This is a genomic window from Vallicoccus soli, from assembly GCF_003594885.1.
GTDB classification, from domain to species: Bacteria; Actinomycetota; Actinomycetes; order Motilibacterales; family Motilibacteraceae; genus Vallicoccus; species Vallicoccus soli.
In genome coordinates this window covers 190,638-202,423 of sequence record NZ_QZEZ01000003.1, presented here as the reverse complement: position 1 = coordinate 202,423, position 11,786 = coordinate 190,638, and the positions used below count along the sequence as shown (strand labels likewise).

The 11,786-nt window shown below is 77.6% G+C and carries 8 protein-coding genes; 4 read left to right on the top strand and 4 right to left on the bottom strand.

All coding sequences use genetic code 11. The features are described 5' to 3' along the window. Positions 1-22 precede the first annotated feature (22 nt). Genes D5H78_RS09135 through D5H78_RS09125 form a run of 3 tightly spaced genes read left to right on the top strand, consistent with a single transcriptional unit; the run spans position 23 to position 5,780 of the window. A complete protein-coding gene (locus tag D5H78_RS09135; protein WP_119950117.1) occupies positions 23-1,021 on the top strand; it encodes a substrate-binding domain-containing protein in 999 nt (332 codons plus the stop codon). Beyond that, a complete protein-coding gene (locus tag D5H78_RS09130) occupies positions 1,018-4,293 on the top strand; it encodes a DUF2961 domain-containing protein (RefSeq protein WP_119950116.1) in 3,276 nt (1,091 codons plus the stop codon). Before D5H78_RS09135 ends, D5H78_RS09130 begins: the two co-directional genes overlap by 4 nt. Then, positions 4,290-5,780, top strand: a complete 1,491-nt coding sequence (locus D5H78_RS09125; protein WP_119950115.1) for an FGGY-family carbohydrate kinase — start codon at positions 4,290-4,292, stop codon at positions 5,778-5,780. The genes D5H78_RS09130 and D5H78_RS09125 overlap by 4 nt, the downstream gene beginning before the upstream one ends. A 21-nt stretch (positions 5,781-5,801) precedes the next feature. Here the strand turns inward: D5H78_RS09125 and D5H78_RS09120 are convergent, their stop codons facing one another. From D5H78_RS09120 to D5H78_RS19300, 3 genes are all read right to left on the bottom strand, one after another. Then, entirely contained in the window at positions 5,802-6,488 is a 687-nt protein-coding gene (locus tag D5H78_RS09120) for a peptidoglycan-binding domain-containing protein (protein ID WP_119950114.1), read from the bottom strand. Next, positions 6,485-6,691: a hypothetical protein gene (locus D5H78_RS19075; RefSeq protein ID WP_133412027.1), complete on the bottom strand. Its 207-nt coding sequence runs from the start codon at positions 6,689-6,691 to the stop codon at positions 6,485-6,487. Before D5H78_RS19075 ends, D5H78_RS09120 begins: the two co-directional genes overlap by 4 nt. 118 nt (positions 6,692-6,809) lie before the next feature. Further along, positions 6,810-7,391, bottom strand: a complete 582-nt coding sequence (locus D5H78_RS19300; protein ID WP_165865678.1) for an RNA polymerase sigma factor — start codon at positions 7,389-7,391, stop codon at positions 6,810-6,812. A 242-nt stretch (positions 7,392-7,633) separates the two neighbouring features. Between D5H78_RS19300 and D5H78_RS09115 the strand changes: the two genes are divergently transcribed. Continuing rightward, on the top strand, positions 7,634-10,396 hold the full coding sequence (locus D5H78_RS09115) for an ATP-binding protein (RefSeq protein ID WP_165865677.1): 2,763 nt from the start codon (positions 7,634-7,636) through the stop codon (positions 10,394-10,396). Positions 10,397-10,438: 42 nt separating this feature from the next. On the opposite strand, the gene D5H78_RS09110 is transcribed toward D5H78_RS09115, so the two are convergent. Next, entirely contained in the window at positions 10,439-11,740 is a 1,302-nt protein-coding gene (locus D5H78_RS09110; RefSeq protein ID WP_119950112.1) for a S8 family peptidase, read from the bottom strand. Positions 11,741-11,786: the final 46 nt, after the last annotated feature.

Sequence of the window (11,786 nt, the reverse complement as noted above, 5' to 3'; positions counted from 1 at the left end):
GGCACGACGAAGGAGTCGCACCATGCACCGACCGAACCGCATCGCCGCCGCTTGCGTCGGCAGCCTCGTGCTCCTGACCGCCTGCGGCGGCGGGGGTGGCAGCACCGACGCCTCCGGCGGGGGTGGCGGCGACTGCGCCGGCCCGGACGGCGAGTACCTCATCGGGATGTCGCAGGCGAACGTCGCCGAGCCGTACCGCGAGGTGATGGACCGGGACATCGAGACGGCCGCCGCGGAGGTGCCGCAGTTCGAGGTGGTCTTCGCCGACGCGGCGCAGGACAACGCCAAGCAGGTCTCCGACGTGGAGAACTTCATCACCCAGCAGGTCGACCTGCTCATCATCTCGCCGAACGAGGCCGCGCCCCTCACGGCCGTGGTGAGCCGCGCGTACCAGGAGGGCATCCCCGTGGTCGTCCTCGACCGCAAGGTCGAGGGCGAGGACTACACGACCTTCATCGGCGGCGACAACCTCGCCATCGGCAGGGCCGCGGGCGAGTACGTCGCCGAGACCCTGCTGCCCGACGGCGGCACGGTGGCCGAGCTCAAGGGCCTGCCGGGGTCGACGCCGGCGCAGGAGCGGGCCGACGGCTTCCGGGAGGGCATCGCGAGCAACCCGGGCGTCCAGATCGTCGCGGAGGGCGTGGGCAACTGGCTGCGCGACGAGGGCCTGTCCCAGGCGGAGGCCATCCTGCAGGCCAACGACGACGTCGACGTCGTCTACGCGCACAACGACCCGATGGCCGAGGGGGCGTACCTCGCGGCGGAGGCCGCCGGGCGCCAGGACCAGATCGACTTCATCGGCATCGACGCGCTGCCGATCCCGAGCGGCGGCATCAAGGCCGTGGAGCAGGGGCGCCTGTCCGCCACGTTCGTGTACCCGACCGGCGGCAAGGAGGCGGTCGAGGCGGCGACGTCGATCCTCCTCGACTGCGAGGAGGTGCCGCGCGAGCAGATCCTCGAGACCCAGCTCATCACCCAGGAGAACGCCCGCGAGGCGTACACCGCGGCGGGTGGGCAGTGAGCGCCCCCGCGGCCGGGCGCGCCTGGCGGCGCCTGGCGCTCGGCGTCCCGCTCGTCCTCGCCCTGGCGGCACCGGTCGCGCCCGTCGCGTCCGCCGCGCCCCCCGCGAGCGGCGGGGCCGCGACCTGGGCTGCCGGCAAGGGGCCGGTGGGCTGGGACACGTACCGCCAGCTCGACCGGCTGCCCCAGCTGACCCGCGGCGTGGAGACGCGCCAGTTCTCCGGCTTCGACCGCCGCGGCGGCAACGACGACGGGTTCGAGGGGACGTACTCCTGCCTGCGCCAGGACGCCGGGCGCTGCGTCATCGCCGAGGCCGAGGGGCCGGGCGAGGTGCAGTCCGTCTGGTTCACCCGCGACGGCGGGAACGTCACGGCGACCGGGACGATCCGCATCGAGCTGGACGGGCGCACGGTCCTCGACGCGCCGCTGCAGGACGTCGTCGACGGCGAGCTGGGTGCGCCCTTCGTCTTCCCGCTGGTGGCGAACGCGCTGGAGAGCTCGGGCGGCGTCTACCTCAAGGTGCCGATGCCGTACCGGGAGCGCATGAAGATCACGACGGAGCGGAACCCGCTCTTCCACCACGTGAGCTACCGGGCCTTCGCCGACGCGGAGGGCGTGCGCACCTTCGACCCCTCCGACGAGGCGCTGGACGTCGTCGAGCTGCTGCGCCGGCACGGCACGGCCGACCCCAAGCCGGCCCTGCCGGGGGCCCGCACGGACTCCCGGGCGCTGGACGTCGCGCCGGGGCAGCGGGCCGTGCTGGCCGACCTGCGCGGCCCGGGCACCGTCTCGGCCCTGCGGCTGCGGATGCCGCAGCTCGAGGGCCCGGAGGCCAGCGAGCCGATCACCGACGACGGGCGCGCCTTCGTCGGGTCGAGCGAGTTCACGGTGGCGGTCGACCCGGGCAACGAGGGGGTGCGGCTGACCCGCCGCCTCGACACCCTCATCGGCTACCAGCGGGCCCGGATCCTCGTCGACGGCGAGGAGGTCGGCGAGTGGTCGGGCCTGCCGGCCGCCGGGGGCCAGTGGGCGGACCAGGTGGTGACGCTGCCCGCGTCCGTGACCGCGGGCAAGTCCGAGATCAGGGTCCGGAACGAGTTCATCTCGTCGGACAACGACTTCAACGAGTTCTCGTACTTCGTCGACAGCATCGTCGACGGGGAGCCGGTGCGCACCGACACCCTGTCGGTCGGCCCGGACTCCCTCGAGGACGAGGCGGCGCACGGGTACGCGATCGAGGGTGCGCGCTGGGAGGGCGTGCGGACCTACCGGTACGGCACCCGGGTCGAGGACCCCGAGGCCGTCGCCCGCGCCGAGGAGGTGCTGGCCGACGCCCGCCTGCGCATGACCTTCGACGGCGAGCGCACCGTGGACGCGCCGCTCGGCGAGTTCTTCGGCACGGGCCTGGGCTACTACCCGGTGCGCGCGCTGTTCCTCGGCGTCGACACCGAGCAGGACACCCTCACGTCGTGGTGGCCGATGCCGTACCGCCAGCGGGCCGTCATCGAGCTGGTCAACGCCTCGGGCGAGCCGGTCGAGGGCGCCGGGGTGGACGTCACCTGGGCGCGCACCCCGGCGAGCGCCGCGGGCCTCGGCCCGAACGGCGCGACGGGCCACTTCCGGGCGGAGTCCCGCGCGGGCGAGACGGTCGACGGGCAGGACTGGACGTTCCTCGACGCCGACGGCTGGGGCAAGTTCGTGGGGGTCAGCCACACCCTGCGCGGCCTGCGCACCGAGCCGGGCGGCGGGCCCTTCAACGGCACCCGCGGCTACCTCGAGGGCGACGAGCGGGTGCACACCGACGGGTCGCGCTCGCCGGACATGCACGGCACGGGGAGCGAGGACTTCTACGAGGCCGGCTGGTACTTCAACAACGGGCCCTTCAGCAACCCCTTCAACGGCGCGACAGCGTTCGAGGCCGGCGAGCTCGGCTGCCAGAACCTCTGCGACAGCCTCTACCGGCTCATGGTCGGCGACCAGGTGCCGTTCGGGAACTCGCTGCGCTTCACCATCGAGCACGGGCCGGGCAACGACGAGCCGGGCCTCTACGGCTCGACCGCCTTCTGGTACGGCCGCGCGGAGAACGCCCTGCGCAGCACCGACGTCCTCGACGTCGGGTCCGCCGCGAGCGAGGCCGCGCACGGCTGGACGGCGCCGCAGGCCGGGCCCGTCGAGAGCCTCACGTCGGTGTTCGAGGGCGACCTCGACCAGGTGCGGGTGACGGACGAGGGCCGGTCCTCCACCGGGCCCGTCGCGTTCTCCCTGGCGCTGGACCGGCAGAACGCGGGCGCCGTGCTGCGCCGCACGTCCGACCAGCGGCAGGCGTACCAGGCCGCGGAGGTCCGGGTCGACGGGGTGCGGGTCGGCGTCTGGAGCCAGCCGCTGGGCAACGCCGTGCAGCGCTGGCTCGACGACGACTTCCTGCTGCCGGCGGGCGCGACGGCGGGCAAGCGGTCGGTGCGGGTGGAGCTGGTGCCGCTGGCGGGGGCCCCGGCCTGGCACGCGGCGCGCTACGAGCTCCTGGCGCACGTCCGGCCGTTCGACGACCGGGACGCGCCCGTGGTCACCGAGGTGACCGCGCAGGGCGGGCGCACGAACGAGGTGCTCCTCTCCTGGGACGCGCGGGACGACGTGGGCGTGGAGAGCTACCGGGTCTACGCGTCGCAGGACCCGCGGGTGCCCGTGGGCGACGCGACCCTCATCGGCACCACGGCCACCACCGGCCTGACGCACGGCGGCCTCGGGCTCGGCGAGACGTGGTGGTACCGGGTGGTCGCGGTCGACGCGGCCGGGAACGAGAGCGCCCCGTCGCGGCCGGTCCAGGGCGTGTCCGGACGCGTCCTCGCGCTCGAGGCCGAGGCCCTGCCGGTCGTGGGCAGCACCGCCCCGGTGGAGAGCCAGCCGAACTGCTGCGGCCTGTCCTGGTCGGGCGGGCGGCAGCTCTGGCTGCGGGCCGGCGAGCCCGGGCAGTCCGTGACCGTGCGCTTCTCGGTCCCGGTCGCCGGGACGTACGACCTCTCGGCCGTGCACACGGTGGCCGCGGACTACGGCACCGTCCAGGTCTCCGTCGACGGCGAGCCCGTCGGGGAGCCGTTCGACGGCTACCAGGCGGCCATCGGGGTCCGCGCGGTCGAGCACGGCGCGGTCGACCTCGCGGCGGGGGAGCACGAGCTCACGCTCACCGTGACGGGCAAGGCCGCGGCGTCCCTGGGGCACCTGGTCGGCGTCGACACCGTCGAGCTCGCGCTGCAGGAGGGGGCGACGCGGCGGTGAGCGACCTCGTCCTCGGCATCGACCTCGGCACCGGGAGCAGCAAGGCCGTCCTCGCCGAGCCCGACGGCACCGTGGTCGCGACGGCCACCCGGGCGCACGCGGTGTCGCTGCCGCGCCCGGGCCGGGCCGAGGTCGACGCCGAGGGCGTCTGGTGGGCCGAGGTGGCCGGCCTCGCCCGCGAGCTCGTCGGCCGCTCCGGCGGCCGGCGGGTCGCGGGGGTCTGCGTCAGCGGGGCCGGCCCCAGCCTCGTCCTGTGCGACGAGCGGGGGCGCGCCCTGCGACCGGCGATCCTCTACGGGATCGACACCCGCGCCACCGCCGAGATCGACGAGCTCACGCGGCGGCTCGGCGCCGGGCGGGTGCTCGAGCGGTGCGGCAAGGAGCTGTCCACGCAGGCGGTCGGGCCGAAGCTGCTGTGGGTCCGGCGGCACGAGCCGGAGGTCTGGGGGCGCACCGCGCGCTGGTACGGCAGCAGCTCGTACGCGGTCGCCCGCCTCACCGGCGAGCACGTGCTGGACCACCACACGGCGAGCCAGTGCGACCCGCTCTACGACCTCCGTGCGGGGGACTGGGCGCACGACTGGGTCGACGAGGTGGCGCCGGGCGTCCTGCTGCCCCGGCTGGCCTGGCCCGGCGAGGTCGTCGGCGCCGTGCACGCGGAGGCGTCGGCGGCCACCGGCCTGCCGGTCGGCACCCCGGTCCTCGCCGGGACCGTCGACGCCTGGGCGGAAGCGCACAGCGTCGGGGTGCGCCGCCCCGGCGACCTCATGCTCATGTACGGCTCGACGATGTTCCTCGTGCAGGTGCTCGCCGGGCTGCGGGTGCACCCCGGGCTCTGGACGACGGCCGGCGTGGAGCCGGGGTCGCGGACCCTGGCGGCCGGCATGGCGACGTCCGGCAGCCTCACCGGGTGGCTCCAGGAGGTCGGCGGGGGAGCGGACTTCGGCGTCCTCGTCGAGGAGGCCGGCCGCACCCCGCCGGGTGCGGACGGGCTGGTGCTGCTCCCGTACTTCGCGGGGGAGCGCACCCCGGTGTTCGACCCGCACGCGCGGGGCGTCGTCGCCGGGCTGACCCTCCGGCACACCCGCGGGCACCTGTTCCGCGCGGCGTACGAGGGGACGGCGTACGGGGTGCGGCAGATCCTCGCGCTGCTGGCCCGCTCCGGCGCACCGGTCGAGCGCGTCGTGGCGGTGGGCGGGGGGACGCAGGGCGGCCTGTGGACGCAGGTGGTCTCCGACGTGACCGGCGTCCCGCAGGTCCTCCCGGCGGTGACCATCGGCGCGAGCTACGGCGACGCGCTGCTCGCGGCGGTGGCCACGGGGCTGGTCCCGCCCGGCACGGACTGGACGCGGGAGGCGGGGGTCGTCGAGCCGGACCCGGGGACCAAGGACGTGTACGACGAGCTCTTCGCCGTCTACGAGGAGCTGTACCCGGCCACCCGGGGCCTGGTGCACCGGCTGGCGGCGGTGCAGGAGAGCGGCGCCTGACGCCGGTCCTCCCCTGCCGGCTCAGGCCGGCGCGAGCACCGCGTCGATGCGCGCCCAGGTGCGCGGGCCCACGACCCCGTCGGCCTCGAGGCCCCGGTCCCGCTGGTAGCGCAGCACCGCGGCCCGGGTCCGCTCGCCGAAGACCCCGTCGTCGCGGACGCCGAGGAAGCGCTGCACGAGGGCGACCTCGGCCCCGCGGCTGCCCAGCCGCAGCCGCGGGCGTTGCGTCCCGGAGCCGGTCCGGGGGGTCGGCACCAGCGGGGCCGCCGTGCCGGACAACGCTTGCCGCACCGTGCTCCTCGTGAGGTCGCGGCCGCCCGCGCGGGTGAGCTCCGCGTGGACGTGGTCGACGTGGGGGGAGACCCCGGTGTACGGCCGCCCGCCCGGGCTGCGGGCCGACCAGATGGTCCGGTCCCAGATGAGGGCCTGCAGCCCGAGCCGCCCGGCGAAGGGCAGCAGGGCGCGGACGAGGTCGTGCCCGGCGGGGTGGGCCCGCCCGCCCTCGACGGGGAAGCCCACGTCGCAGGCGCGACCCTCGCCGTGGCAGCTCGTCGTCGACGAGCCGGCGACCGAGCGGCAGTTGTAGATGCCGAGGTTCGTCGCGCCGCGCGGGCCGTACGCCTCGAGCACGCCCGCCATGAGCGCCTTCGCGCCGGGGGTCGGGCCCCCGGTGCACGTGGTCGCCTGCTCCCAGGCCGCGAACGTCATCGGGCCACCTCCTCCGGGTCGAGCTGCGCGTCGCCCTCCGGGTCGACCCAGGCCGGGTCGCCGTCGGGCACGTCGGACACGTCCTCCGGGCCGTCCGGGCCCAGGCCGTTCTCCAGGGGGTCGTCCACCTCGCGCCGCAGCTCCGGCGGCACGTGCGCGACGTCCCCGGTGTCGCGCAGCGCGTTCCCCGTCCTCGTCGTCATCGTCACCGCTCCTCCTGCTCGTCGGGCAGTCCCCGCCGGCGCCCCGGCGGCCCCGGTACCTCTCACAGGGAGAGGGACGGGCCCCGCGCGGGATACCGGCCGGGACAGCGCTCGCCCGTCACGCGGCGGCGGCCGCGGCGAGCGACGGGTCGAGCAGGAGCCGCAGCCGGCGCAGCGCGCGCTGGCGCGTCGGTCCCACGCTGCCCACGGGGACGCCCAGCAGCGCCGCGAGCTCCACGTACGACGCGTCGGGGTGGGCGAGCAGCGCGCGCACGACGCGGCGCTGGTGCGCCGGGAGCAGGCGGACGGCGGCGTGCAGGGCGCCGGCCCGACGCTCCCGCTCGAGGCGGTCGAGGGCGTCCTCGGCGTCGTCGCGGGCCGCGACCTCGGGCACGTCGGCGACCGGCTGCTGGCGCCACCGCTCGTGCCGCAGGGCCAGCCCCTCGCGGCGCGCGGTGGTGCTCACCCAGCCGGGCAGGCGCAGCGGGTCGCGGACCTCGGCGGCGTGCTCCAGCAGGCGCAGCCAGGTGCGCTGCGCCACCTCGTCGACGTCGCTCGGGCAGAGCCCCTGCCGGCGGGCGACGCCGCGCACGAGCCGGTCGTAGCGGCGGTGCAGCTCGGTCCAGGCCCCGGCGTCGCCGCGCGCGGCGCGCAGCAGCGGGTGCTCGGTGGTCGGCGGCGGGCAGGTGGTGGTGGTCACGGGTCCCCCTCGGGTCGTCGCTGGAGCCGGTCCCCGCGCCCCCCGCGGTCCCGGCGACCTCGAACGTAGGGACGGCGCCGGGGGCGGGCATCGGGGTCGCACCCTCGTCCTGCCGGCGCCGTCGGCCCTGCCGACGGGCCCGTACGGGGGTCGCCCCGGGTCGCCCGTACGGGTGCCGCACGCGGCCCGGGGCGTCTAGCCTCGGCGGTGTCCGGCGGACCTGGTCCTGCGCTGGGGGTGCGGTGGAGCTCCTCGACCGGGAGGGCGAGTGCGCGGCCGTCGACGCGCTCCTGACCCAGGCGCGCGCCGGCCGCTCGGGCGCGCTCGTGCTCCGGGGCGACCCGGGGATCGGCAAGAGCAGCCTGCTGCGCTGGGCGGTGGAGCGCGCCGGCGACGTGCTCGTGCTGCAGGCGCGGGGCTTCGAGTCGGAGTCCGAGATCGCCTTCGCCGGGCTGGCGGACCTGCTGCGCCCGGTGCTCGGGCACCTCGGCGCCCTCCCGGCGCCGCAGTCCGCGGCCCTGGCCGGCGCGCTCGCCGTGGGGCCGCCGGTCCGCGCGGACCGCTTCACGGTCTGCGCCGCCACGCTCAGCCTGCTCGCGGCCGCCGCGGAGGCGCAGCCGCTGCTGGTGCTCGTCGACGACGCGCACTGGCTGGACAGCTCCTCGCTGGAGGCCGTGCTGTTCGCCGCGCGGCGCCTGGGCGCGGAGGGGGTCGTCGTGCTGCTCGCCACCCGCGACCCCGCACCCCCCGGGCTCGCCGCGTCCGGCCTGCCGGAGGTCGTCCTGCGCGGGCTCGCGCGCGCCGCCGCGCGCGAGCTCGGCCGCCGCTCCGGGACGACGCTCGCCCCCGACGTGTTCGACCGGCTCTACGACGCCACCGCCGGCAACCCGCTCGGCCTGCTCGAGATCCCCGCGCTCCTGGGCGAGGAGCCGGACGCCGTCGTGCCGGCCGTGCCGCTGCCCCCGGGGGCCCACCTGGAGCGGGCGCTGCGCCGGCAGGTGGACCGGCTGCCCGGGGAGACCCGGGCGGCGCTGCTCGTGGCCGCCGCCGGGGACGACGCCGACCTCGGCCTCGTGGCGGCGGCGCTGGCGCGGCGGGGCCTCGACCTCGGCGCGCTGTCGCCGGCGGAGGAGCGCCGGGTGGTGCGGGTCCACGGCGACCGGGTGCTCTTCCGCCACCCGCTGCTGCGCGGGGTCGTCTACCACGACGCGCCGGTCGGCGAGCGGGCCGCGGCGCACCGCGCGCTCGCCGCGGCGCTCGCCGAGCGCGGCGACGGGGCGCAGGCCGCGGACCTGCGGGCCTGGCACCTGGCGACCGCGGCCGTCGGCTACGACGAGGAGGCCGCGGCGGCGCTCGAGCAGGCCGGCACCCGGGCCTACCGCCGCGGTGGGTACGCCACCGCGGCCCACGCCAGCGAGCGCGCCGCGGGCCTGTCCCCGCCGGGCCCGGACCGCGGCCGGCGCCTGCTCAAGGCCGCGAAGTGGTGGCAGCTCGCGGGGCGGGTCCGGCGCGCCGGGCGGCTGCTCGCGGCGGCGCTGCCGGACGTGGCGGACGACCCGGTGCGCCGGGCGGAGGTGCAGCACCTGCGGGGCTTCGTGCAGATGTGGCGCCAGGCCCCGCCGCCGGCGCAGGTGCTGCTGCAGGCCGAGGCCGAGCGCGTGGTGCACCTCGACCCGGGGCGGGCCGCGCTCATGCACGCCGACGCGGCCGTGCCCTGCTTCATGACCGGCGACGTCGTGCAGGCGACGGCCGCGGCCCGGCGCGCGCACGACCTCGCGGTCGGGGTGGGCGGGACGCCGCTGCTCGTCGCGACGGTCGTGCTGGCGGTGGCGGAGGCGACGAGCGGGCACCGGCACCGGGCGCGCGCGCTGCTGCTCGAGGCCGACGAGGCCCTGCGGGCCGCCCGCCCGCTCGTCCGGGCCCAGGAGGTCGTCCTGGCCGCGATGGCGTGGGGGTGGCTGGAGGAGCCCGAGCGGGCCCGCGCCCTCGTCGACCGCCTGCTGCGCGAGGCCCGGGCCGCGGGCGCGCTGGGCGTGCTGCCGTACGCGCTCGCCCTCGTCGGGGACCTCGACTTCCGGACCGGGCGGTGGGACAGCGCCTACGCCTGCGCCGAGGAGTCGGTGCGCCTGGCGGACGAGACCCGCCAGGCCAACAGCTACGGCCTGTTCTTCCTGGCCCGCATGGAGGCGGTGCTCGGCCTGGAGCGGGCCTGCACCGAGCACGTCGAGCGCGCGCTCGACGTCGCCGACCGCTACGGCATCGGCTGCATGCCGACCTACACCGGCAGCGCGCTCGGGCTGCTCCACCTCGGAGCGGGCCGGACGGCGCAGGCGGTCGAGGAGCTCCGCCGGGTGCGGGCGCTCGCCGACGCCCAGGGGCTCGCGGAGGCCGCCGTGGTCCCGTACGTCCCCGACCTCGTCGAGGCGCTCGCGCGGGCCGGCGACCGGGACGGCGCCCGTGCCGAGCTCGGGGCCGCGGAGCGGGTGGCAGGCGGCGACGGGGAGCGCGGCGCGTGGCTGGCCGGGGCGCTGGCGCGCTGCCGGGGGCTGCTCGACGCCGGTGCCGGAGCGGAGGCGCACTTCGCGGAGGCGCTGGCGCACCACGAGCGCGCGGGCTCGCCCTTCGACCGCGCGCGCAGCCTGCTGTGCCAGGGCGAGCGCCGGCGGCGCGCGCGCCAGCGCGCCGAGGCGCGGGCCGTGCTGGGCGAGGCCCTCGGCCTGTTCGAGGCGCTGGGCGCGCGGCCCTGGGCCGAGCGCGCCCGCACCGAACTGGCGGCCACCGGCCTCGTCCCGGCCGCGCCGGGCACCGGTGCCCTCGGGCTCCTCACGCCCCAGGAGCTGCAGATCGCCCTCGCGGTCTCCGCGGGCGCGTCGAACCAGGAGGCGGCCGCGGCGCTCTTCCTGAGCCGCAAGACCGTGGAGCACCACCTCAGCGCGGTCTACCGCAAGACGGGCGTCGCGTCGCGCCGGGGGCTCGGCGCCTGGCTCGCCCGCCAGCAGGGCTGAGCCCCCGCCCCGGGGCACCGGAGCGGGGGCCGGCCCCGGTGCTCAGCCGACCGGCTGGGCCGCGGCCCCGGTGCTCTGCCCGGGGAGCTGCACGGTGGCCGGCGACGGCGCGGGCAGCGCCGCGGACACCGGGGACTGCACGAGGCCGAGGCCGCGGTCGGCCGGGTCGGCGCCCGGCGCGAGTCCCTGCGTGGTCGCCAGGGCGAGCAGCTTCGCGGTCACGGCGGCGACCGTGGGGGGCACCGGCGAGGCCAGCACCTCCTCCCACCACAGGGCGGCCACCCCGGCGACGTGCGGCGTCGCCATGCTCGTGCCGCTGAGCGAGCGCAGCCCGCCGCCGGTGCGCGCGGACAGCACCCCGACCCCGGGGGCGCTGACGAGCGGGAACGTGTTGGAGAAGGGTGCGACGCCCAGCCCGTCGGCGCCCTGGCCCAGGGCGCCCACCGAGACGACGCCCTCCGCGGCCGCCGGCAGCGACGCGCCGACCTCGTGGTCGGGGTCCTCGTCGCGGCGGCTCTCGTTGCCCGCCGCGGCCACCACGAGCGTGCCGGTGCCGAAGGCCTCGCGCCGCGCCACGAGCTGCATGATCGCGTCGAACATCCGCAGGTTCGCCCGGTACGCCTCGAGCGCGGCCGACGTCGCGACGTCCAGCGGCCACCCGCGGTCGACGAGGAACTGGACCAGGCCCGGGAAGTCGAACCCCAGGGACATGGACACCACGTGCGCCCCGTTCTGCGAGGCCCACTGCATGCCCCGGAACAGCATGTCCGAGTCACCGCTGCCGTCGTCGCCGAGGACCTTGCCGATGAGCGCCTGGCCGACGCCGCGGGCGACCCCGATGCGGGTCCCGTCGACGTCGCGGCCGAAGACCGTGCCGGCGCAGTGCGTGCCGTGCCCCTGCCGGTCCCCGTCGCCGGAGCCGGTGAAGTCCTGCTGCACGAGCGTCACGCCGGAGAAGGCCGCGTGTCCCGCGTCGATGCCGGTGTCGAGGACGCAGGGGACGACCCCGGCGCCCGTGCGCGAGGACCGGTCCGCGCCCACCGCGGTGATCCCCCACGCGGTCTGCGCCTGCGCGCCGGCGGGCGCCTCGTCCTCGGCGGCGACGGGCTCGACGAGCCTGGTCGGCATGACACGCGCGATCGCGAGGACCCGCGGGTCGCGCGCCAGCAGGGCGACGTCGCGCGGCGCCAGGTCCTCGCGGTCGACCCGCGGCTCGGCGGGGACGTCGGCCGCGGCGGCCACCGCGGCGGCCAGGCCGGCGCGCAGGCCGCCGGCGCCGGTGGACTCGAAGGGCCCTGCGGTCGGCGCGTCGCTGAGGTCGCGCAGGACGGTGTACTCGGGCATGGTCGGACCTCCCGGAGTGGCGGGGGCACGGCCGCTCGTCGACCGT